7 protein-coding genes are annotated in these 26,559 nt (G+C 46.8%); 4 read left to right on the forward strand and 3 right to left on the reverse strand.

The features are described from left to right. Positions 1–140 precede the first annotated feature (140 nt). From ubiD to ACFI6J_RS04775, 4 genes are all read left to right on the forward strand, one after another. Positions 141–1,607: a 4-hydroxy-3-polyprenylbenzoate decarboxylase gene (gene ubiD, locus ACFI6J_RS04760; protein ID WP_014950926.1), complete on the forward strand. Its 1,467-nt coding sequence runs from the start codon at positions 141–143 to the stop codon at positions 1,605–1,607. Between the two features lie 99 nt (positions 1,608–1,706). Further along, positions 1,707–2,402 carry an NAD(P)H-flavin reductase gene (gene fre, locus ACFI6J_RS04765; RefSeq protein ID WP_049586742.1) on the forward strand — a complete coding sequence of 232 codons (696 nt, stop codon included), beginning with the start codon at positions 1,707–1,709 and terminating at the stop codon, positions 2,400–2,402. Between the two features lie 197 nt (positions 2,403–2,599). After that, on the forward strand, positions 2,600–4,018 hold the full coding sequence (locus ACFI6J_RS04770; protein WP_101566059.1) for a M28 family metallopeptidase: 1,419 nt from the start codon (positions 2,600–2,602) through the stop codon (positions 4,016–4,018). 292 nt (positions 4,019–4,310) lie between these two features. Beyond that, a complete protein-coding gene (locus ACFI6J_RS04775; RefSeq protein ID WP_156087375.1) occupies positions 4,311–5,336 on the forward strand; it encodes a substrate-binding periplasmic protein in 1,026 nt (341 codons plus the stop codon). 234 nt (positions 5,337–5,570) lie between these two features. Here ACFI6J_RS04775 and ACFI6J_RS04780 read toward each other — a convergent pair whose 3' ends face one another. The 3 genes from ACFI6J_RS04780 to ACFI6J_RS04790 all read right to left on the reverse strand — a co-directional run bounded on the left by ACFI6J_RS04780 (position 5,571) and on the right by ACFI6J_RS04790 (position 26,514). Beyond that, a complete protein-coding gene (locus tag ACFI6J_RS04780; protein WP_075177826.1) occupies positions 5,571–8,294 on the reverse strand; it encodes an ATP-binding protein in 2,724 nt (907 codons plus the stop codon). 182 nt (positions 8,295–8,476) lie between these two features. Beyond that, entirely contained in the window at positions 8,477–9,247 is a 771-nt protein-coding gene (locus ACFI6J_RS04785) for an outer membrane beta-barrel protein (protein ID WP_156086989.1), read from the reverse strand. Continuing rightward, positions 9,244–26,514 (reverse strand): tandem-95 repeat protein, encoded by a 17,271-nt coding sequence (locus ACFI6J_RS04790; protein WP_462585751.1) that lies wholly within the window; start codon positions 26,512–26,514, stop codon positions 9,244–9,246. The genes ACFI6J_RS04785 and ACFI6J_RS04790 overlap by 4 nt, the downstream gene beginning before the upstream one ends. Positions 26,515–26,559 lie beyond the last annotated feature (45 nt).

Consider the following 26,559-nt stretch of genomic DNA (forward strand, 5'->3'; position numbering starts at 1 on the left):
TCACACCCAAATGGCACCTCTGTAAAGCGTAATTTATCTGTAAAACGTTTAATCGTGTAAACACGGCGCTTACTGATCGGACTTTGGCGCTAAATAGTATATTCTTGCCATAAATTGAGTTTGTGGATGCACCTGCACTGATGAAGTACAAAGATTTACGCGACTTTATTCGCCAGCTAGAAGCTAAAGGTGAATTGGTACGCATTACCCAGCCCATTGATACCGACCTTGAAATGACAGAAATAGCCGACAGGACGTTGCGTGCCGGTGGCCCTGCGCTGTTATTTGAAAACCCTAAAAATCACGACATGCCCGTATTGGCAAATTTGTTTGGTACACCAGAGCGCGTAGCTATGGGCATGGGTCAAGAGTCTGTTGAAGCACTGCGTGAAGTAGGCAAGCTACTGGCTTATTTGAAAGAGCCTGAGCCGCCTAAGGGGCTGAAAGATCTTTGGGAGAAGCTGCCAGTATTTAAGCAGGTGCTTAATATGCCTGCCAAAGTCCTTAAAAAAGCCCCTTGTCAGGAAGTGGTGCTTACCGGTGACGACGTAGACTTATCGAAAATTCCGGTACAGCGCTGCTGGCCGGGTGACGCTGCGCCTTTGGTAACATGGGGTTTGAGTGTTACTAAAGGGCCGCATAAGAAGCGCCAGAATCTGGGCATTTACCGTCAGCAGGTTATCGGCAAAAACAAACTTATTATGCGCTGGTTGTCACACCGTGGTGGCGCCCTTGATTTTCGTGAGTGGTGTCAAACACACCCAGGCGAACCCTACCCGGTATCTGTGGCCCTTGGCGCAGATCCCGCTACCATTTTAGGTGCAGTTACTCCTGTTCCAGATACCCTTTCTGAATATGCTTTTGCGGGCTTACTACGTGGTGATAAAACCGAAGTAGTTAAGTCTATTAGTAACGACTTACAAGTACCTGCCAGTGCCGAGATTGTGCTTGAAGGCTATATCGCACAAGATGAAACAGCACCTGAGGGCCCTTATGGAGATCACACCGGTTACTACAATGAAGTCGACGACTTCCCTGTATTTACCGTTACTCATATTACCCATCGTAAAGATCCTATCTATCATTCGACCTATACAGGCCGTCCACCAGATGAGCCAGCTATTTTAGGTGTTGCGCTAAACGAAGTGTTTGTGCCCATTTTGCAAAAGCAGTTCCCTGAAATTGTCGACTTCTACTTACCGCCTGAAGGATGTTCTTATCGCATGGCAGTGGTGACGATGAAGAAACAGTATCCAGGGCATGCGAAACGGGTGATGATGGGTGTGTGGTCGTTCTTGCGCCAGTTCATGTACACCAAATTTGTGATAGTGTGCGATGACGACGTCAACGCGCGTGACTGGAACGATGTTATTTGGGCTATCACCACCCGTATGGACCCAGCCCGCGACACGGTAATGATAGAAAATACGCCTATCGACTACTTGGATTTTGCGTCCCCCGTTTCAGGGCTAGGTTCTAAAATGGGAATGGACGCCACCAATAAAATGCCGGGCGAGACCGACCGAGAATGGGGCGTACCTATTGTGATGGACGAAGACGTTAAGAAACGCGTTGATGATATTTGGGACAGTCTTGGTATTATGTAGCGACTATTTTTAGCGCTATTTATTTTGTATTGAAGCATGCGCTTTTTTTTAAGCGCATGAAAAGGCGACACGCTAAGCAAGAAGGTTAGAAGAGAATACATGTCAGAAATTAAGTGTAAGGTTGCAAGCATCACGCCTTTAACCGAAGTGGTTCAAAAAGTTGAATTAACGCCAGAAAGCCCTGTTGAGTTTAAGGCGGGTCAGTACGCCATGGTGGTAATGGGCGAAAAAGATATGCGTCCATTTTCTATTGCCAATGCCGCATTTGATAATAGCCGCATTGAATTACACATTGGCGCAGAGCCTGGCAACAGCTACGCTGGTGAAGTGCTAGAGCGCATGCGTGCGGATGGCGAAATTACTGTAAATGTGGGCAATGGCAATGCCTTTTTGCAAAGTAATGGCCTGCCTATGGTGCTTATTGCTGGTGGTACTGGCTTCTCATATACCTACTCTATTCTGCAAGAGCATCTTAACAGCGGCGACAAGACACCACTTACCCTTTATTGGGGTGGAAAACACGCGGCTGATTTGTATTTAGCTGACAAGCTAACTGAGCTCGCTGAAGCTAACGAACACTTCACTTTTGTGCCGGTTGTAGAGTTTGCATGCGACGAATGGAAAGGCAGAACGGGCTGGGTACACCATGCGGTAATGGCAGACCACGCTGACTTTGCCAATATTCAGGTTTACGTAGCAGGTCGCTTTGAAATGGCCAAAGTCGTACGCGATGATTTTACACAACGCGGCTTAAAAGTTGAGAACCTGTTTGGCGACGCGTTTGCGTTTATTTAAGCGCTAGCGTAAACCCATATTCTGAAAGCCGGCGAATGCCGGCTTTTTTGTTTTTTTAAAGTCATTTTTCATTCCCAACGTCTTACTCCGTTTTTCAATCGCGATGCCTTGCGATGACCAACCATTAAACACGTTTACTCTAATTGTAGCTTTGCCACGTATTCGTTATGGTGAAAAAATAAAAACAGGAGATAACAATGATAAAAAACCGACCCGCACTAGCTAGTATAAGTGCAAAAATAAGAACTGAATTAACGAAAGTACTGGCATCAGCTGTATTGGTAAGTAGCACAGCGTCATTCTCCGCTCACGCACAAAGCGAGCAGCAGCAAGCACTTTATGATATTGCCAAAAATGTTTCCGCTGAAAACATTGAAAAAGACATTACTACGCTGGTGAACTTTGGTACACGCCATACCCTTTCTGAAACCGAGTCCGATACTCGTGGTATTGGTGCTGCGCGACGTTGGATTAAATCTGAATTTGATAAAATTTCAGCCGAGTGTGGTGGCTGCTTAGAAGTGTACTACCAGTCGGAAGTCATCAGCGGAGAAAAACGTATTCCCGACCCAGTAGAAGTGGTTAGCGTTATCGCGATACAACGCGGTACCACCGATCCAGACCGTTACGTCATCATGTCAGGCGACATCGATTCACGGGTGTCTGATGTAATGGACTTCACCTCTGACTCACCAGGGGCAAACGACAACGCCTCTGGTGTTGCCGGTACCCTTGAAGCTGCGCGAGTACTATCCAAATACAAGTTTAACGGCAGTATCGTGTATGCTGCTTTATCTGGTGAAGAGCAAGGGCTTTTCGGCGGGCGTATTATGGCAAACCAAGCCAAGGAAGACGGCTGGCGAATTAAAGCCGTGCTCAATAATGACATGATAGGCAATATCGAAGGGGTTAACGGTGTGATTAACAACACCACCGCTCGCTTGTTTGCTGAAGGTACACGCGTAACCGAAACGGATAAGGAAGCACGCATGCGACGTTTCACCGGGGGTGAAGTTGACTCACCAAGCCGTAACCTTGCCCGTTACATCGATAAAATTGCCGATCAGTATATTGAGAATTTAGACACGATGGTGATTTATCGCTTGGACCGTTTTGGTCGTGGCGGCCATCACCGCCCGTTCAACGACTTGGGCTACCCGGGTATTCGTATTATGGAAACTAACGAAAACTACACCCGCCAGCATCAAGACCTTCGCGTAGAAGACGGTATTGCCTATGGTGACACCTTGGATGGCGTCGACTTTGATTACGCTGCCAAACTTACTGGCCTTAATGCTGTTTCACTTGCTGCAATGGCGTGGGCACCGAATCCACCTGCAAATGTAGAAATTGCCGGTGCAGTTCAACCTTCAACATTTTTAAAGTGGGATGCACTAGACGCGGAAGAGAACCCTCAACTTAAAGGGTACAAAGTATACTGGCGTCATACTGATGCTCCGCAATGGGAATACAGTAAATATGTGGGTAATGTCACCGAGGCCATGCTTGAGAACGTCGTTATCGACAACTACTTCTTTGGCGTAGCCAGCGTTAACAAGGACGGTGTTGAAAGCGTAGTGGTTTATCCAGGTCCTGCGGGAAGCTTTGGAGAATAAGCGTTTAAATTGAGCGTTTATGTTGAGCGCCTATATTGAGCGCGCTTATACGCATCCAATTACGCCCCCAATTACGCATGCAATCAAGTTCGTGACGTTAAGCTGGTAGTGAAACCGGCTTATCGTCGCGAATGACTTTACTTAATAAAAGCTAATATAAACGTGGACACTACACTCAATATATTGATGTCGCTTACATTTTGTTAATTTAAGCCAGTACGTGTTTATTGGAATTAAGCGACTAACTGCATTACAGTGTAGTAAATGTATGACGGCAGTTCGGAGTTCACCTTTGGTAAGATTCAGCGCGTTCTCGCTCTCTATTTTCACTCAACGTCTTTCTTTATTAGGCATAAGCCTAGCCCTTTGTTGTTTAAATATTTCGCAATTACATGCCGCCCCTACCAAATTAGGTGCAGCTTCCTTCGAGACCTACATAAGCGACGATGGGGAGCCTGCTCGAGTTAACACACTGCTCGAAAAGGTGTTTCAGAAGGCGGAGTTGGATATCCAACTTCAGGTTATGCGACAAGCTTTTTTGGGCAGTTCTGTACTGACAGGTAAGCTAGACGGTGAATTTGCCTACGTTAATTTGGGCGAGGATAGCAGCAACTATGTTCTATCCGATATCTACTTACCCATTTACCTTTACGCGGTAAGCAAAGAGGCGGACGTTGAGGCAATAAAGCTTTTTCCTCATTTAAAAGACAACCGGGTCGCTATTGAAAATCGCTTTGCGAATACGCCCTCATTCAGACTGCTGAAAGATATAAAGTGGTCACGCAACCCCACTACTTTTGATGCATTTCGCCAACTTGCCGACGATAGAGCGCCTTACTTAATTACCACCCAGCTGCTTGCGCGAGAGCTAAACATACTGCTGGCTAACGATAATGAAGAAACCCTGCACTTTTCAGCAAAACCTCTAGCAAAAACCGGATTTCAAATAGCTATCAGCAAAAATGTTGCTAACGCTGAAAGGATTGTTGCGCAATTCAATCAAGCTGTGTCGACAATGCAGAATTCGGGGGAATTAAATCAGCCACTTGAGTTAGCTTGGCTCACCAAAGATGTGAATGGCGATGGCGTTGCCGACTTTATCGGGCACAGCAACATAACTACCACGTCAGACTTGTTAAACACCGCCTATTCCCTTGACGGTAAACCTACATCTGAAGCCAGCGCGTTTTATATTGACGGGGATAGATATGCATCGCTTGAGGAAGCGCGTGCAGCCCTTCCCGATGCAGAAAGTTCGTCGCCCCGCGAGTCGCTGTTAGATAAAACCACCTACCAACAATTGCTTCGCCGCTGGTAGATGAATTTTGACTTCGGTGAACTTTGAAAGCAATGAGCGTTGAAAGGCATTAAATTAGGTAGAGAAACACGAAGTCGACTACGCGACTTCTACACTACAAAGCATACCTGTCGTTGCTTAAACTAAACGGCCTATTCAAAGATATGCGTCAGCCTTGTTAACGCTCTATCTTCGCGCTCTATCTTCGCAATTCTGCTGATCAAAGGTTGCAAAAAAGACGGGGAGTCGGCTGCGTTAGTGTGTCGTTTCTGGCAAGTACATTTCCAGAATAGTCAGCAATTCTTCGCCATCGACTGGCTTTGACACATAGTTGTTAAAGCCAGCTTTAAGTGCTTTAACGCGATCAGATGTATAGGCATAAGCGGTCAGTGCTACGGCATTAAGCTTTGCAATTTCTGGTATTTCACTGGCTCTTATTTTTAAAACTAAACCCAGCCCGTCCATTTCCGGCATACCAATATCCGATAGCAGAAGATCGAAGGCTTCTGGCATATCGTTAATTTCTTTCCATGCTAACAGGCCGTTCTTCACAACATTAACTCGCGCGCCGTTAGATTCTAGAAATAGCTTTATGAAATCACGGGCGTCTTGCTCATCTTCTGCGACTAAAATCCGTAAGCCGTTCAAACGCAAAGACTCAGTCAGGTCGCTAATTTCAGAGTTCTTAGTTTCAATAATGTCGTCGTGCAAATTAAGCGGCGCAATAGGCAGCGTTACGTAAAACGTTGTTCCTGTATTAGGTCCGTCGCTTTCAGCATAAATTTCACCACCGTGCATCTCTACTAAACTTTTCACAATAGACAGGCCCAAGCCCAACCCATGTTTGTTGTGCTCGTTTTTGCCCTGATAAAAACGTTCGAAAACATGAGATAGCTGCTCGCGCGTCATACCTTTGCCATTGTCTTTAACGCGGAAAAGGTAGTTCGAATGTTCTCTTCGACCTCTTACATGCACAGTACCGCCTTTCGACGTGAACTTAAGCGCATTGCTCAACAGGTTATTGATAACCTGTTTTATACGGAGATTGTCACCCAGAATTTGCGTGTGATCGTCTTCGCAATTTATCGATAGCTGAATATTCTTGCTCGCAAACCCAGCCTCGAAAGATTTGGCAACTTCAGATATAGAACCAGCAATATTAAGCGAATGGGTACTGAGCTTCATCGTGCCTGAAATAATACGAGATAAATCGAGAATGTCGTTGATCAGTGCTGCCTGAGTTGATGCCGCGCGCTTTATCACCCCAAGGGCATCAGTCATTCTGTCCACATTGCCGACATCCATAAGCGCTAAATCGGTCCACCCCACAATAGAGTTAAGTGGTGAACGTAGCTCGTGAGAAATGCTGGCAAGAAACTGATCTTTCGCTTTATCCAGCTCTTCTAATTTACTAATTTGCTTATCGAGCGACGCTTTTAAGCTTAGCGCGTAAGGTATAAACAGATGGTCAAAACCTTCAATGATTAGTTGATCATCTTCGGTCCACTCTACCGATTCATCAGCGACACTTTGCAAATACATATCAAACGAATTACGAGGGGTAAGAGACTTTCCAATATCTTTTCTGGCCGCATCGCGCCCCGCCCAACGTATGGTCTTGTCTTTCTGCTCTCTAAACCAAACCGTGTAGTAGCCCAGTTTTGAAGACACGCAGGAAATATACATGCCTCGAATGCCGTTTAGGTCGCCGCTATCTAAAATTTCATTTGTTAATCGGTTTATGGCAATGGACTGCTCAGAGCCGCTAATGGCAAATTTTTCGAGTAATTTTGCCAAGGTTTTCTCTGTGGGAGTCTTACCAACCAGATAGTTGCCCGTAGGGGTAACCACCGCCATACCGCACGAATCAGCAACATCCAGTAAGTCTCCTTCTTTCTGCGTGATGGCCTCAAGCGGGTTCGTGAATGAAGTAAGCTGATGAACAATATAGTTCAGCTTGCGTTGGCGAATTTGAAATTGCTCTTTCTTTTTATGCAGTGCTTTCGTGTGAAGCTGCCAGGCATAAAGGTGACCTAATGATTCGCAAACTAAACGTTTCTTCTGGTCGATGTAAGCAGGTTCACTGTTGTGGCATGCTAACAATCCCCACAGCTTACCCTCAAAAACAAGCGAAACTGAAAATGAAGAACGGATCCCCATATTTTTAAGGTAGGCAATGTGCATAGGCGAAACAGAGCGAACCATTGACATTGATAAATCCAATGGCGGACGTTCAGCCTCCTTAACCGAAGGCTTAAGGCCTATAACTTGCTCTTCTACATCGTAGACACAGCGCACTCGATTTTTTAGATACAGTTCACGGGCCTGACTAGGGATATCTGAAGCGGGAAACTTCAACCCTTTGAATGAGCGAGAATCTGCACTTGCGGCTTCACCAATCACTTCACCACAGTAGGTTTTGTCAAACTGATAAACCATGACCGAGTCGAAACCTATGTATTGCTTAAATACCTGAGCGATAGCATCGGCAACATCCCCTATGGAGTCGCGGTCATCGACATTGGGTAACAATGCGCGAATATCTACATCCATTGGCACCCATTGCTGCGCCGCCTCAAAGCTTAGTTGAGGGGTTGGCTCAAGCTCTATAACCAACAGGCCATTTGAATCGAAGGCAACACCACTGCCCTCTTTCTCCCAATCTTTGAGATGGAGCGCATTTTCAGCAAACTTCCACTGGTAGGCGTGGCGTACATTTCCGCCTTTTACAGCATCGTGAATAGTCTGGAATGTGCGCGCTTCAGGAGAGGGAATGTCAATCAGTTCAGTGATAAGTGTTTCACCGGGAACGACGTCTACGTTGAACATGTCATTGATGTTCTCGCTCACCACCTGAATTTTTTTGGTACTAGGGTTAATGGCTATGACATACCCAAAACTTTGTACGCTTTCAATCAAGTGGATAGCTTCATCTTCACAGTTTTGAAGCGTTGTAGGGGTATTGTCAATTGTTTGCATTACTTTGCGCCAAGTATCAAGAAAGCAAGCTTTCGTCGTGTGTTCCGTAGAGTAACCCACACGATAACAACTTATGGCTGAGAAAGCATGTTATATCGGAAAAGTAGATCTCAGGAAGAGAGGCGTTTCCCCTCCCTTCCTTGAGTTTGTTTGCGAGTAGTTTAGGCCTTAGACCGCAAATATTAAAACAAATAGCTAATGCCAACGGACGCGAGGTCAGTAGCATTATCATCTATGTCGTAACGTTCATACTCAATCGTTGCAACCCAATCATCGTGGATACGCCAGTTAGCGCCAATGCCATAGAACAAATCCGTGCCTTCATCATCAACGTCTTGAAGTAGGGCTGTATCCTCAAACACATCTAACGAATCGTAATTACCTTGCCAAAAATATAAGCCCACATGCGCATGTAAAAACCAGTCCTCATGACGTAAAAACTGATAGGCTACACTTAATGTATAGCCATCTACTGATGTTGGGCGAATACGCGATGTCTCGCTGAAAAAGCGAGATGGCTCGTTGGTCGTGGTTGAAAATGCTGCCGATACATCACCTAAATCGGTATAACCGACTTGAATAAAGCTGTTTTCGGTAATATTGGTACCTACTACCGCTTTCCACGCACTGCGGGTGTCATCAATATCTATGTCGAAGACATCAAAGCCTAGCTCTGCGGCTTCTTGTTGTACATCCCTTTCCTTGAAATCTCCTGATGCGCTCCCCCAACTCCCGCTTATGAAAAACTGTTTAGCCGTGCACTTTTCATATTCTTTAGAAAGTTTTGAGGCATCCTCTTCAGATAAGCATTGAGTTTTGCTAGCTAAAAAAGGGGAAGCATCCCTTTCTTTATTAGATTGCTGAGCCATGGCTGGAAATGAAAACATTGCTCCCATTGCAACAGCGCTAACAATCCCATACCTAAAAGTTCTATTCATCTTAGCTACGCTCACGCTTTTACTCCCTTTCTTTGCGCCGCTAATAAGCGGCGCAGTGTCATAACAAATACCAGTAACATCAGCAGCATAGCGTTCATGCTACCACCGCCTCCGCCAGAGTTTTCAATTCTAACGGTCACGGGTTGAACAGTAATGGTTAGTCTACCCTCGCTCGTTCCGCCCTGTGTATCTTCAATAATATAGGTGACTACAGCATTGCCCGTAAATGCAGCAGGCGGCGTAAAGGTCAATGTATCGTCAGGGTTAACAGATACGCTACCGATTGATGCCTGGGCACTTACAACACGAATACTATCGCCATCTTCGTCGAAGTCGTTGGCAAGCACGTTAACGGTTACAGATTGGTCAACGTCTATCGTTACAGTATCGTCTACAGCCTGTGGAGGATTGTTACCAATAATGGTTACCGTAATTACACCCAGGTCTGAACCTCCGTTTCCATCACTGATACCATAATTAACAATCACTTCGCCAATAAAGCCAAGTGGAGGCGTGTATTCGATGGTATCCCCCGCTATCACAGCTGTGCCGAACGTGGTTGTAGCAGAGGTAATACGCAAGTCATCGCCATCAGGGTCTGCATCGTTACTTAAGGCTTCAATAGTTACAGACTCATCAACAATGATAGTTACTGCATCGTCATTTGCCACGGGTTGTGTATTGCCATTAAACATGACACTTACACCACCTGGGTCAACAATCGTACCGTTCACCAAACCGTCGTCATCATCAACGCCACCATCTAGAATTTCGAGCTGCACACACCAGTGCCCTTCGGTTAGCCCTTCGGTCCAGTAGTCGCCGCCCGGCGGAGGACAGTAGCCCGGCTCACCTTGAACTGACCATAAACGGTTGTTTGCGTTTTCCGTAAACGTTACCCAACCGTTTTCAGGCGTAAACTTACGATAGACCGCATTCGCAGGAATTGGCTTAAGCTGCGGCATAACAATGTTCAGCGTTTGTCCGGCCTCAGGTAGACCATAGGCGATGAAATCGAAAATGCCGCCAATGTTTGTCGCTTCTGGGTCAGGGACAATGTCATCATCGCCCGCAATATCACCATCTATGATTTTCGCGCCACCGAGCTCGCTACTTACAGAGAAGTTACCTAAGCGCAAGCAAACACCTGGGTCGCCTTCTACCATGTAGCCGTCAACAAACGCCACTTCTTGCGGAAGCACATTACATTCAGGCGTTGGATCTAGGTAATCTAAAATACCGTCTCTATCGCTATCGGCAAGACCATCCACAACATCCGGTACACCGTCACCATCACTATCAAGTTCAGTAGGCGATGGTAGTGCATCCACTACTTGAATATACAAAGTATCCGAGTCTGTGAAGGCTGTGTCATCTGCGTCGGTGACCGTTGCACGGATTCGGTACACACCAATCTCTAGACCACTTGGGTCAAACGTAAAGGTGTCATTCACGTTATCGCTATCAGCAATATCTGTATCCAGTGATGTCCACACAAACTCGTACTCGTTGGTTGGGTCTGGGTGGTCAACTCGAGAGGTTACCAACACGTCAGAGCCTGTAGGAATAACCCGAATTCTTGACTCGCCGTCCTGCTCGGTAAACAGGTCAACATCTGGGTTCACGTTATCTTCACGGATAGTTATTTCGTGAATGTATTTGTTACCTATGTTCAACACATCTGAAAGCTCGATAATAATGGTTTCAGTCCCTTCAATATCCGCATCAGGGAAAACATTGAAGCTCACCGTTTTATCACTACCCGACTCCATCACAATGATGCCATCGACTAAGTCATGATCGCCGCTGTCTGCCGTACCGCTTACCGTAAATGGAATTTCTAGCGGATAAACCGGTGACGTGCCGTTTAAGTGAATACCAAATTCTACTTCGTGGCCTTCCAGTACAACTTGATCTTTAGTGATGGAAACAAGAGGACGTACGCGTACGGCCTGACTTGCCACAGAGGTTAAGCCGTCTTCGTCAGTCGCTTGCCAGTAAGCCGTATTATTACCCGGCTCATAGAAGATTAGCCCATCAACCAATGACACAGGCAATGGATTACCAAATTTATCGACCGCCGAGGCTACGCCAAGGTCAATTTTGGTAAATAGCGCATTGGCATCTACGAACACGTCTTCTGGCACTTCAATAACCGGGCGATCGGCCAAGTCATCTGCCATTACATCTACCAGTACCGATGCCTGAGCTACCTCGCCTTGAGGGTCGGTGATGGTGTAGTCGATAACGATTTCACCTACGAAGCCTTCAAGTGGTGTATAGGTAAGCGAATCGTCTGACCAAGAAACATCACCTAACTCAACGCGCGCACCAATAATACGAAGCGTATCCCCGTCTGCATCAGAATCGTTGGCTAGTACATCAATTTCTGCAGGATTGTAGTTCCCCAAGCTGATTGCATCATCGCGGGCAACCGGCGCGTCGTTCACTGGATTTACGTTGATGGTCACCGTGCCTACATTAGAAGTTTCTTCACCGTCATTTGCTGTAAAGGTAAATGTAGTTGTGCCGCTAAAGTCCGCGTCCGGCGCGTACAACACATTAGGTAAACGACCAACAAGCTCACCGTCCGGTGATGTTACCAGCTGGTAGGTTAGCGCATCGCCGTCTGCGTCACTACCCTGAAGCTGAATGGGCAGAGTCGCATCTTCTTCCATCGTAAAGGTTAGGTTCAACACAACAGGGGCATCGTTAGTGTCGATTACCGTTACCGTGTAGGTCGCACACGCTTGCGCGCCCGACGGGTCAGCTACGCATACCGTAATGGTAGCAGTACCGTGGAAACCATCTGCAGGTGTAAATGTCACAACGCCATTGACGATTTCTAGGGTGCCGTTTGTGGCTTCGGCGCTAGCAATAGTTAACGTATCGCCGTCGATATCAGTGGCGTCATTTAACACATTGATGCTGAGCGGCGTGTCTTGGTTAGTAGATACTTCCGCACCTTCAAGAGTCGGAGCATCATTTACATTTTCAACCGTCACCGTAATTTGCGCAGTCGCTTCACCGCCATTCCCATCTGAAATGGTGTAGGTGATGATCGCCGTTCCAACAAAGTTAGGTAGCGGTGTGTAAACAATGTTGCCTTCACTGCCGATGGTTACCGTGCCCGAATTAGCCGTTGCATCCGTGATGATCAACGTATCGCCGTCAATGTCAGCGTCATTGGCAAGTGCATTAATAATTACACTGCTGTCTTCACTTACATTAGCTTGGTCGTTATTTGCTACTGGCGCGTCATTAATGGCAACAATGACCATCGTTACCGTCGCGGTGTCAGTCCCCCCGAAGCCATCACTGATAGTGTAGGTGAATGTTGCTTCACCATTGGCATTGGCCTCAGGCGTATAGGTAACCGTAGTGCCGGTATTAATAACCACAGTGCCGTTGTCGGTACTTGCCATTGTTACCGTTAGTACATCGCCGTCGATGTCGCTATCGTTTGTTAGTACGGTTACTGTAACACTGCCATCTTCGGTAACACTCGCAGTGTCATCAACTGCAACAGGGGCATCGTTCACCGCAGCGATAGTTAGGGTTACCTGCGCTGTATCAGTTCCACCATGACCATCTGAAATGGTGTAGTCGATAGTGACCACACCGTTAAAGTTAGCAGGTGCTTGATAGCTTAACTCACCGCTTGGCAGTAAAATTACATTGCCGGTTGAGGCTATTACTTCGCTAATGGTTAACGTATCGCCGTCTTCATCAGTATCGTTCGACAGCACATCCAAGGTTACCGCCTCGTCCTCTTGAGACGTAAAGCTGTCATCATTTGCAACAGGGATATTGTTCTCAGCAACGGTTAGCACCAAGGTACCCGTTACCGTGCCGCCCATACCGTCTGACACGGTATAGGTAACCGTTACTGTGCCTACGAAACCTTCCGGTGGCGTGTATGACACTAATCCATCAACAATAGTCGCCGTTCCAAAATCAGCCGATACTGAGGTAAGCGTAAGTGCATCGCCATCTGCATCTGTGTCATTAGCCAGTACGTCAACCTCTACCGCTTCGTTAAGCTTAATAGCCAGCTGATCGTCTTGAACGTCAGGAAGTGTATTGCCATTAACAAATGTTCCTACTCCACCAACAAAGCTAACCGCTCCATTGGTTGTACCGTCAGCATCGTAACTTCCGCCATCAATGAGCGTCAGCTTCACACACCAGCTACCTGCAACCAGACCTTCTTGCCATTCGCTACTATTAACGACAGGGCAGAAACCTGGTGCGCCTGGTGCTGAGTAAATCACTGCGTCGCCGTCTGCAATAACGTCGAACCAACCTAGCTCAGCAGTCCAGCTACGCATAAATGCGTCTTCTGGTACGGCATTGCGCTGCGGAATAACCACATCAAACTGTGCTTGATTAGACTGATTATTCACCACGTCGAAGTTAAACAACCCACCAACATTGTTAGCTTCCGTATCTGTCGGAATGCGACTTGTTACTGCGCTATCATCAGCAAGTAGCAATACGCCAGCATTTGAAGTGCCACGAGTGTATTCACCCGCGCTTACACATGCACCAGCGTTTGTTTCAACAAGATATTGCGCGCTTTCACCTGCAATTTCTGGCGCTAAAGAACAAAGCGCAATGCTATCTAAGTAGTTAGGAACACCGTCTAAGTCGGCATCACCTGTGCCTTCGATATTATCTGGCAGACCGTCACCGTCAGTGTCTGCACCAGTAAGCTCAGGTAACGTTTCTACCACCTCAATATAAATTGTGCGTGAACTTACAAGCGCTGGGTTATCACTGTCTGCCACAAGTAGCGTAACCGCATAAACACCTGGCGCTACTGAAGCAGGGTCGAATGTAAATACGCCATCATCATTTGAAACATTAGTAAGTTCAGGTGCTGAATTACTCCAGTCGTAGATAAAATCAGCGGCTGGATTGGTGTGACTGATAGCCGCTAGTACGTCGACTAAACCATCATTTTGGCCAACAGTTAACGTTGTCGTATTACCTTGCTCAGCTGACAGCGCTACAACTGGGGCCACAGGCGTTTCTGCAATTGTGGTAGTCTGCGACGCTTTTTCTCCGGCATTTACATTTTCATTTAGCGTTACGATTACCGTTTCGCCGTCATCGATAACCGTGTCAGGGATAATATTGAATTTAACTGTGGCCTGTGTGCCACCTTCAATGGTGACAGTGCCAGAGATAAGGTCGTGATCGCTAGTATCTGCAGTACCTGAAACCGTGTAGCTCACTGTTACTGGGTAACTAGGTGCATTACCGCTTAGCAGTACATCAAAGCTTGCTGCGCCACCTTCGGTGACAACACCGTCATCGCTTAAAGACACTTGAGGGTTTACGCGGATAGTTTGACTAACCGTTGTCGTATTGCCTTCATCGTCAGTTGCCTGCCAGTAAACGGTATGTAGCCCTGGCGTAAAGCGGGTTTGACCGTTCAATAAGGTTACTGGTATTGGGTTACCACCTGCATCTACAGCTGTTGCATTACCAAGTGCAATTTCTGTTAGATATCCTGTGGCATCAAGTTCAATATCCGCTGGTGCTTCGACAACTGGGAAGGTTTGAGCAGTTTGCTCAGAGGCACTAACAGTAACTATTACACTTGCTTGCGATGTTGCGCCACTTGCATCGGTAATAGTATAAGTAATTTGAACATCGCCTTGCGTTCCAAGCGCAGGCGTATAGACAAGTATCCCATTTTCAACTTCGACACTGCCGCTATCCGCTGTTGCGCCAAGTATTGATAATGCATCGCCTTCAACGTCAAGGTCGTTGCTTAGTACGTCAATTTCTACAGCTGTGTCGTCTAATGTAGCAGCCGTATCCGCAACCGCCACAGGCGCATCGTTCACGGCCACCACATTCACTGTGATATTGGCGGTGTTCGAATCTTCTTGACCGTCGTTCGCTTTATAGCTGAACAGTACCGTACCGTTGTAATTTTCTGGGGTAACGTACAGCAAAGAAGGGGCTGAACCTAACACTTCACCTGTTGGCAACGTTACCAATTCAAACGTTAAAACGTCTTCGTCTGCGTCGGTGCCCATTAGCGTTATCGGAAGGCTATCTCCTTCTTGAATAGTGAATTCAAAATCTTCAACTACTGGACCTATGTTTGTATACACCACTGTAACGGTAATACGCGCACAAGCCTCTTCGCCCTCAGCATCTTGAATACAAACGTCGATGGTTACTTCGCCGGAATAATCCTCAGACGGCGTATAAACCAGTTTGCCGTCAACGATTTCAACCGTGCCGTCTGAAGATGTGGCGCTGACGATAGTATGCGTATCATCTGTATCTACATCTTCAACATTGGCGATAACATCGATGGTTAACGCTTCATTTTGGTTCGTTGCAGCAGTGAAATCAGCAAGTGTAGGTGCATCGTTAACAGCGGTAACCGTTACAACAAGCGTACCTGTAGCTGTTGCTCCATTGCCATCAGAAACCGTGTAGGTAATGGTTGCTGTACCATTGAAGTTCTCATCTGGTGTGTAGCTTACTTGGCCACCTTGAATAGCTACTGAACCTTCGTCAACGGTTACGTCTGAAATAGTCAGTACGTCTTCATCAATGTCAGAGTCATTCGCGAGTACGTCGACAGCAACAGAGCCATCTTCCTCGACTGTGGCCGTATCATCCACCGTTACCGGTGTATCATTAACCGGGTTAACGGTAACAGTAATCGTTGCTGTATCAGTGGCACCATTGCCATCGCTTACCGTGTATGACACTGTCGCTTCTCCATTAAAATCAGCATTAGGCGAGAAAGTAACCTGGCTATCTGCCGTGATCACTGCGCTACCCTGCGCTGACGAGGCGGCTGAGACTGAAAGCACATCTTCATCTATATCAGAGTCATTGGCGAGAACAGCTACCGTTACTGAAGCGTCCTCATCAACAACAGCGGTGTCATCCAAAGCGATAGGAGCATCGTTCACCCCTTCTACCGTAAAGCTAATGCTTGCAGTGGCGGTACCGCCATTTCCATCTGAAATAGTGTAGGTGGCCGTTGCCGCCCCATCAAAATCAGCAGGTGGTGTATAGGTCACACTGTTATTTGCATTAACTGTAATAGTCCCCTCAGATGCGCTAGCAGATGTTACGCTCAATTCATCATTGTCAACATCTGTGTCATTGTCTAATACAGCAAGCGTAGTGCTTGAGTCTTCGGTAACTCTTCCGGCGTCATCATTAGCTACTGGAGCGTCGTTAACAGGCGCAACCGTAACGGTGACTGTGGATGATGCGCTACCACCAGCGCCATCAGATACACTGTAAGTTATCGTGGCTGTACCGTTGAAGTCGGCACTTGGCGTAAAGCTAAGCGTATTATCGCCGGTAATGGTTGCAGTGCCTTGGCTACTGCTTGCAGCCGACAGCTGCAACGTGTCTCCGTCAATATCACTGTCGTTTGAAAGCGCATTAATAATTACCGTTTCGTCTTCCTGTACACTCGCCGTATCTGCCACAGCCACCGGATTGTCATTTACTGGGTTTACCGTAATTGACACTGTTGCTGAATCAGAGCCGCTGTTTCCATCAGAAACGGTATACGTCACTGTTGCAGCACCGTTATAGTCGGCATCCGGCGTATACAAAAGATTACCATCGCTATTAATGGTCGCCGTACCAGTACTAGCATTAACAGCAGTTAACTCAAGGGTATCGTTGTCTACATCTGTATCGTTAGCAATAACGTTAACCACAACGCTGCTGTCTTCATCAACGCTAGCTGTATCATTATTCGCAACGGGGGCATCGTTAACGTTTACAACCGTCACTGCCACCGTTGAATTAGCGCTGCCGCCAGCACCATCTTCGATGGTGTAAGTAATAGTGGCGCTGCCGTTGAAGTCAGCGTCTGGCGTGTAGTTCACCTGGTTACCTACAACCTGCACACTACCTGTTGTCACAGAGGCGCTCGCCACACTTAAGCTGTCGCCGTCAACATCGGTATCATTAGCAAGTACATTAATGCTAACCGACTCGTCTTCATTGACACTTGCGGTATCTGGATTAGCGATTGGGTTGTCGTTAACCGCTGCAATAGCTACAGACACCGACGCATTGTCACTGCCGCCGTTACCGTCTGTTACCGTATAGGCTACTGTGGCACTGCCGTTGTAATCTGCCGCAGGCGTAAACACCACATTGCCATCGCCATTAACTACTGCACTACCATTGGTTGCCGATACACTTGATACGCTTAATGCATCGTTATCAATGTCGGTGTCGTTAGCCAATACATTAATAACTACCGCTGTGTCTTCGTTCGTGCTGGCCGTGTCGTCGCTTGCCACTGGTGCATCGTTGACGTTAGTAACATTAATAGTCACCGTACCTGATGCCGTACCACCTGCACCGTCACTAATGGTATAAGTTACGGTTGTTGCGCCATTAAAGTCGGCCGTAGGTGTAAAGGTAATATTGTTTCCGCTAAAGGTTACTGAACCATTTGGCGATGTTGCATTGGTGATCGACAACGCATCGCCATCTACGTCAGTATCGTTAGTCAAAACATCAATAATTACGCTGCTGTCTTCGTTCACCGTCCCTGAATCAGGGTTAGCTATTGGCGCGTCATTTACTGCATTAACCGTTACCGATACAGAAGCTGAATCGGTTCCGCCATTTCCATCAGAAACCGTGTAATTAAGTGTAACAGGGCCATTGAAATCGGCCGGTGGCGTATAAAGAACATCGCCATTTGAATTTACGGAGGCCGCACCAGCGCTTGCCGACACCGCAGTAACACTTAGGGCATCGCCATCTACGTCACTGTCGTTAGCTAACACATCAATAATTACGTCATTATCTTCGTTAGTATTCGCACTGTCGTTTGTGGCAACCGGTGCATCGTTATCTGCTTGCACGTCTACCGTTAGATTCGCGCTATCACTGTTCCCATTTCCATCAGAAATGGTATAGGTCACAAGTGCTGGACCGTTAAAGTCTTGTGCAGGCGTGAAGGTGATGTTGCTTCCCGCAAACGAAACCGCACCGTTGCTAGAATTAGCTGCTGTGATAGACAGTGAATCGCCATCCACATCGGAATCATTTGCCAAGACATTTACTACCACTTGTGTGTCTTCAGTGGTATTGGCTGAGTCGGCCTGTGCTACAGGCGCATCTTGAACATTGCTTACCGTAAATGTTGCTGTGGCGGTGTCGCTACCGCCTGCGCTATCGGTAAGGGTGTATTGCACGGTTTCGGTGCCGAAGAAATCAGCTGCCGGCGTATAAATCAAGTTCGCGCCATCTGTAGTTACCGTACCGCCGTTACTTGGCGTAGCTACAGAGGTAATGATGATACTTTGACCGCTGTCTGCATCGCTATCATTGCTACGGGCCGCTAACGTATTGCTGGTTGTATCTTCATCTACAGTGAAACTATCATCATTCGCTGATGGTATACGGTTAAGTAAGGTTACCGTCACGTCGTTAGCATTTAATGACTGAGGCTGAGCTGCGCCATCAACGTAGCTAAGCGCAGAAGAAATAGTTAAATCTTGGGTAGCCGCACTGGGCACTAGAGCGCTGGTGTCTAGCTCAACGCTAAACACATAGGTTTCAGTGTCACCATCATTATCGCTATTTACAATACTGCCTAAATCAAGCGTTAGCGTATTGTTAGACACACTAATATTGCCGTTCACGTTAACCGCTGTGCCGCTAGCAGCACTGTTAATACTTGCTGGATTGACACCTGAAGAAAGGCCAGTATTAAAGGTACGAGCAAGTTCCCCCGCCCCTGCGAGCAATGAAACATTAGCAGGTAAGGTAACGCTTAAGCTTAAATCGTCTGTTGTCCCCTTAGGTACAGTAACAGTTTGTGTAAGGGTTAGTGTTTCGCCCTGGACAAAGTTGTTACCAGATGTACCACCATCACTGGTATCGGTAAGGGCAAAGGTTGGCGCAGATACGGTTTGCGCTTGTGAAGTAACCGGAATAAGCAGAGCATTCTCGCCATCAGAAGCGTTACTGTCGTTGTCGCTTAACTGGTTGGCACCGAGGTTGTCACCGCTAAACAACGCTTGAACTGAAAATACGGTGTTGTCAGCTGCATTAGCATCTAGCGTTAGCACCACAGAAGCGGTTACCGTTTCACTTGGGGCAATTCCGCCCACGTTTACGTCAAATGGCGTTTCGCTTACTACAACACCTTGGCTAGTAACAGCTGTATTAGCTACTACGCTTAAGCCTGCATTAACCGGCTGAGTAAACGAAACGTTTTCTGCAATCGCTGAACCTTGATTGGTTGCCACGGTGTAAATGCGTACGCTGTCACCTGGATCAACAACCCCATCACCGTCTACATCGTTAACAAGTTCATAGTATTGAATAATCTCTAGTTCTGGCGTGCCTGCGCCCGTTGATGCACTGAAGGTAAGTGGCTGGAAGCCATCACTATCTGCACGGTTATTGTCGGCATAGATAGTGTCGGTTTCATCACTGGTTGCTTCACCTTGTAGCGAGAAACTCTCGTTTGCGGCATTGCCGTTAAAATCAACCAGCGGTGAGTCGATGGTGACATCAAGAGAAACTGTTTCGCTGGCACCAGCTGCTAGCGTGATAAAGTCTGCGCTCAATGAACTACCAATTACACTAACCGTATGCCCACCGCTTACCTGCGCCGAATTAGCAACGTAAGTAAGACCTGTGGGAATAGCGTCACTTAGGGCAATATTTGATAGCGCCTGACTACCTGTATTTTCAAGTAAGTACGTAATAGTTAGCGTATCGTTAGGGCTAATTACATCATTGGTATCAGCATCGGTTGATAGACGTACCAGTTGAGTAATATCTAAATCTGCTGTGTTTGCTGGTGTGCCCACTCTGAAAGTGTTTGCTTGGTCGCCATTTACATCATTACCATCGGCGTCAGTTGGCTCTGCTACTGTGTCAGATGAATCTACGCTACCTTGTAGCGAGACTAACGTGTTGTTAGCCACATTGGCATCAACAAGCAACTCGAATGTAATGGTTTCAGATTCACCAAATGCCATATCGCCAACATTTACTGTGATGCTGGCAATATCATCAAGGGTGCCTTTCGTCGTTGTCGCGGACCCTGCTACATAGTTTGTATTTACAGGAATCCCGTGAGTAAATACAACATCAGTGGCTGTGGCACTATCGCTTTCATTGGTGAGCGTTGAGGTAACGAGTACCGTATCACCGGCATCAATAAATCCATTGCCATTGATATCGTCAGATAGAGTAACTGACTGGGTTGCACCGATGAATGCGGCGATATCACCTGTCACGTTAATAGAATCAGCAAAGCTATAATCACGTTCGTCAGCTGTGTCACCGCTCATTGAGCTATACGCACCATTAGTCAAACCAATTGAAAGCGCATTACCCACATCAGCGTCGCTATCTACAGTGAACTGCGTTGTCACTTGCTTACTGCCTTCGACCAGCGTGATACTGCCCATATCTACAACAAGTAGCGTAGGCGTCGTATCATCTATCGTACCTTGCCCCATGAAGCTATCTGCCACGTAAGTAAGACCATCAGGCACCGAAATGTTAAACGAAGTTTCAAACGCGTCAGCAAAACTAGAGGTGTGGCCTAGGTCGATAGTTAGGGTAAAGGTATCCTCCAACGATACCGAGGTTTTATCGAGCGTCATTGTTGAGTCTAGATTTGGCTCAACGATATCGATCTCAAGAGTAGATGGACCTGCGCTTTCGCCGCCGCCTGATGCATTCGCGCTGTTTGTAAGTGTTGTACCTTGCGCGTTGCCTACTTCGTTTTCTACTACACCGGTAAAGGTAACCGTTATGTAATCATTTGCGCTATTGCCATCAGCGGTATTACTCACAGTGCCAAAATCAACCGTGACATCATTGCCAGACACCGAAGCGGTCGCAGCGCCGTCATAGCTGATTTGCGCTGGACTATTAATACTAATACTGTCAAAGCGAATGTCCGCTGGCAGCGTATTTACAATAGAAACACCGTTAATTGTGCCTTCCACTAAATCGATACGCGCATCAATAGAAACCGACTCACCCACTGCGAAATCATTATCGCTATGTGTAGCATTAAGTGCAGATTGAATAGCCAGTGTGTTATCTACCGTCACATTACTACTAGCTGTTTCACGGTAGTTATTTAACGCAGTGTCATCATCGTCGTCTGTGCCATCTGCGCCACTACGTCCGTTTAGCCCACTGCCGTCCAACTGACTGTTATAGGTCGCTTCAACTGAATTAGTTAGCGTTTCACCAGCGCTTGCTTCGTTGGCCATTACAACGCTGTATTCGACGGTAACGCTTGCAAGTGCTGGTAGGTCGAATGCTGCAACCGACAGCGTATCGCCAGTGTTGGTCGTAGTAGTCTCACTAACATCACTTGCGGTCAGTGCTGTGTTCGTGCCTGTTAATACAGCTTCATCACTTGGGTTGGTCAGGGTTATTGCAGAGAAGGTAACACCAGAACCGCTGCCGTCTGGCCCTCCAAGTAATTCTGCAGGCATCACATCTTCAAAGGTAACGGCGTACGCGGTTGCTGTATTCCCCGTGTTGGTTACCACTGTGCGATACGTTACCGTATCACCGCTATCACTTGATGTCGCACCTGCAATGATGGTTTGCGTAATAGATAAATTCGGCTCGATAACATCCACGTCAACGTTCGCAGAAGGTGCTGGCGAGCTCACGTCTTGGTAGCTAAGTGAACCGGTACTAGTTAGCGTTATTCCACCTTGGTTACTTAAGATATTGGCAACTTCAACAGGTACTGCAATAGTGACTTGTTGAGACGTTGAAGCGCTGTTGGTGATGGTACCAAAATCCAACACGACCGGATCGGTTCCTTCACCAGGAGTGGTATTAGGTGTATTTGTGCTGGTGAAATCTGACACTGGTGTCGTAATGGTGATGGCGTCGCCGGTATACGTTAAGCCTGAAGGAAGATCTAACGTATAAACAAAGTTGTCTGTTGTACCAGTTGGAATAGAGAAACTTGCGGTTAAATCAACCACAGTTCCGATTGCAGCACCGGCTGCAGTAGTCGTTAACGTAAGCGTGGGCGCATTGGCGGTAACTGATGCCATAGCAGAATCAGCGATATCGTTAACGTTTTGACCTGAGTCGTTATTAGCACCGCTACCAGTACGCTCACCGGTATCTGAACCGGCTGCGCCTGGCGTAGCATTATTAGTACCAAATGCACCAGGCAAAGACGTTGCTGAGGTTGCGACGGTATTGGTGACGGTTTCTTCAAATGCGATATCAAAATTGACCTGAGCAGTGTACACAACGGTGACGCTTTCACCCGCTGCTAGGTAATCAATGTCGCTAACTGCGCAGCTATCAGACTCAACCGTTAGCTCGTTGACACTGATGCTTGCACAGGCTGCTACATCAATGCCTGCCCCTCCCTCTGGATAATATATTGCACTATCTAATGCCACACTGTTAAACCGCGCGGGCACGTTGTCACTGATGTACCAGTCATGCGCACGCGATACGGCAATTCCCGACGTATTTGTTAACGTAACGGTGAATGTTACTTCGCTTCCACCATCTACAGTTGATGGCGAAGCTGTTTTTGTAGCAGTTAGGTTTGGCTCGGCAATACGAATATTCTGCGTCGCATTGTTACTTTGATTTGTGCTGCTTTGATTAAAGTAGTTTACTTCACCTGTTACCGTTTTATTGTTTGTACGGTTATTGTTACTGGTGTTTAAGGTAAGCACACTAAGTGTAACTGTGATACTTTCATCACCTGCATCATTGTCATTATTTGTTATGTCACCCAAGTCGAAGATAACAGACTGACCACTGACAACCGGGGTAATAGTTGTATCTGACGCAGTAATTGACACACCATTTGACGTCGTAAAGCCCGTATCAAATGTTCCGCGAATTAAGGCAGTGCCCGCTTGATAGGCCATTCCAGCAGGCAGAATAACTTCGATAATGTCCTGATTAGCAGTTTCTAGCGTCTGTCCCTCTGGTACGACAGTTGTAAACGCGTAGGTAAGCACTTCCCCTATAGCCGATTCACGAGTACCTGAATCACTCGTAAAAGTTTCTGAAGAAGCTATCAACGTAATATTGTCAGCTGAAATTGCTCTTGTGGCCGTGGTACCTGTGCTACTGGACTGAGAGTCACGCTCAACGGCTTGATCGCCTGTTTGGCTATCACCTGTAGCTTGCGCGGTAATATCAAAAGAGGAACCAGTCTGTGCACCTGCTTTTACTTCAGCAGTATAAGTGAACTGCACGCTATCACCAGCGGCAAGCTCCGTACCTGAATAGGTTACTCTGTCTGGTGAAGTTTGAAGTGCATACGTAAAACCAGTTGGGGTTGTTCCTGCGTTTACATTTGTGAAAATATCAGTATTAACATTGCTGACCACTTCAACATCATAAGCGGTAGCTGTACCTGTATTTTCAACATCTATAGTTACGGTTACCGTATCGCCTGCTTCTACGCCAGAGCTTGGCGCCACGCTTGTTGTTGCGCTTAATACATGCTCTGAAAACTGATTAGTTGACGTAGCTGACGCATTGTTGGTGGTATTGTTGGTTCCCGCATTTACCTGTAACTGCTTGCTTTGCGTTGACGTTGTAGCGGCATTTTGTGTGACGTCTTGCACCAAGGCTTCAAGCGTAATTGAAAATGTATTATCGCTTGGATCGTTATCATTATTAGTGGTTGTACTGCCGTTAAACACAGCTCTAACCGTTTGCCCACTAGCGACAGTGCCAGACGATGTCACGGTTGGGCTGGCACTTACGGTTCCGTCAAAACCTGTTGAATTTACCGTTAACGTATTGCTGTATTCAAAGCCAGCAGGGAGCGTCATATCTACCGTTAAGTCATTCGTTGTGCCCTCTGGCAAAGTCACGTCTACCCGATACTGTACGGTATCACCTACCACAACATTCCCCGTGGGGCTTACTATTGTTGAAGCAATAGCAATATCTGAAACGGTGACAAATGCGTCATCTGACTGCGGATCAAAGGTCGCAGCCTGCCCCTGTGCAGAAGCCCAATCAATCGTCGCTTCAGACGTGATGACATCGTTAGGCTCTGCAGTTTGTGCAATATCTTGAGTGAAAGTAAGCACGTAAACTTCACCTGCGGCGAGGTTCTGTATGCTGTAAGTACCATCTGCTAGTGAGCCGCTGCCCAAGGCTACACCATTCCCATCGACTGTTGCAGATACAAGGCTCTGCGAAGCCACGCCAGAAACGATAGGAACACTGGCGGTGGTGTCAAATGATGTAGCACCACCTTCGTTAGTTACTGTTAAGGTGTACTGAATCGTATCTCCGGCATCTACATTTCCTGCAGAAGTAGCAAGTGAAACGGTCAATTCTGGAGCACGAACAAGAATTTTAGCTGACTTAAGATCGGCAGTGATTGCATCAGGCGTATTGGTCGAAGTACCTTGGAATAAGTTCGCCAATTCCAACCCATCAGCATAGGGCTTATCGGTTACCTCAACGGTAAAATCAACTTCTAGTACTTCAGCTTGGGTTGTTGAGATACTGCCCCAGTCTAACGTTACGCTGTTTTCAGCAGATGATACCGTGATTGTAGGTGTGAGGGTTGTTACCGTATTTTCAGCGGTATAAGAAAAGCTGGTGTTGCTCGCAATATTTGAATTTGTATCGACAGTCGTTTCTGGGATTAAGAAAACGGGCAAAGGAAGAAAATCTACAAATACAATGTCGTTAGTATCGCCAGAAGGAATATCCATGCGCAAACGATAGGTAACGCTTTCACCCGGTGCGTACTGTAATAGTTGTGTGGTTGTATCGCCGTTACCGTCAACAAGAAATTTAGAGGTACGAATACCTTCAATAGAGACCGAAGCACTTGAGCCTTCCAAGCAGCTCGACGCACCACTTGCTACGTTATATTGTGCACTTTGAGAAAACGATAGTGAATCGTTAGCAACGACAGGGGCATTACTATCAACCCCTGTGTAACCACCAACGTAATTTTGCTGAATATCTACGGTGTAAGAAACCGTCAAAACGCTTCCCCCCGGAAGCGTGCCTGTTGCGTTAGTAACGTTGTAAGTGATGGCCTCATTTTGACTGGCATCAGTACTTGAAGCAGGCCTCGTTATGTTAAACGTACTTCCACCATAGTTAACCGTGATATCAGATGAAAAATCGACGCCATCGGCTATGGTGTCGTTAAGAATTAAAGAGTCTACCGATACGTAATCAGAAATTTGGATTGAGTTAGTAACGGTAAGTGTGTTGCCAGGACTTGACTCCCCTGTATTTACACCTTGCTGTATTGCAACATGCTTTGCCGTAACCGTGTCACTGCTAGAAACCTGGGTAAGCCCATTGCCGTTAAAACTCGCATTAAAGTCAAGCGGATGCACAATACTTGACGCACTGCACTGCTGCGCATTCAGGACATTAATAAAATGCATGGGGTAGCTCACGCGCACATCATTTGCACTGCTTGTTCCCGTAGCAGAAGCACACGAAACATCTAAAATGCCACCAGTACTGGATGTAGAAGGTTCACTATCTATAGCGCACCCAGTTCCACCAGTTATCGTAGCTTGAGCGCTATACTGAACACCATTGTCTAAAACATCTGTGAACTGTAAGCTGTCTATCGTAGGGCCATTTGCAACATCTACCGTATGTGTAACGGTTGCTGAAAAACTAGGGCCCGCAGCAAGCTCGTTTTCCGCAGCAGAGCTTTGCGTAGTTACTTGGTAGAGGGCTGCCTCAACCGACGCACTTTGCGTTGTTCCTACTATTGGGCCGTTATCACCTGTTGCTGTGTCACCAAATTCATAAACAGGCGTTACCTCGATAGCAAACGCTTCCGCTGGCGTTGCATTGCTGTCTATAGTGAAACAAACATTTGTAGTTAGATCAGGGCCATTGGTTACAACCGAGCCCACTGGGATATCTACCGTTGAAAAACTGAACCCTTCAGTGCCCGCAACGGTTTGCGCAATGATAGGATCTTCGAGCTCATTGTTGTTCGCAACGGTGTCAAACGTGCCTACATTAACCGTAGCGCTGTTACTTCCTATAAACGTCGCACCGTTAAATGTTAAGTCAGCATCATGAATAACGCGAAGATAAGGGCCATACCCTGTTGTACCTGAGTTAATTAACGGTATGTCGTAACAAAATGACTCCCCTATAAACGCGCTTTGCGGCGGTGAGTTTGTGATGACAGGGGTTGCTGCTTGCGCGCTTTGCAATGCGCCTAAGAGCAATGAAGTACCGATGATGGCTTTGGACAATGTGCGGATCATGCCTTTCCTTTCATTCGTTTTTTTCTTTTTAAAACAGTTAGCTAT

It is taken from the genome of Alteromonas sp. G4i13, assembly GCF_054960505.1.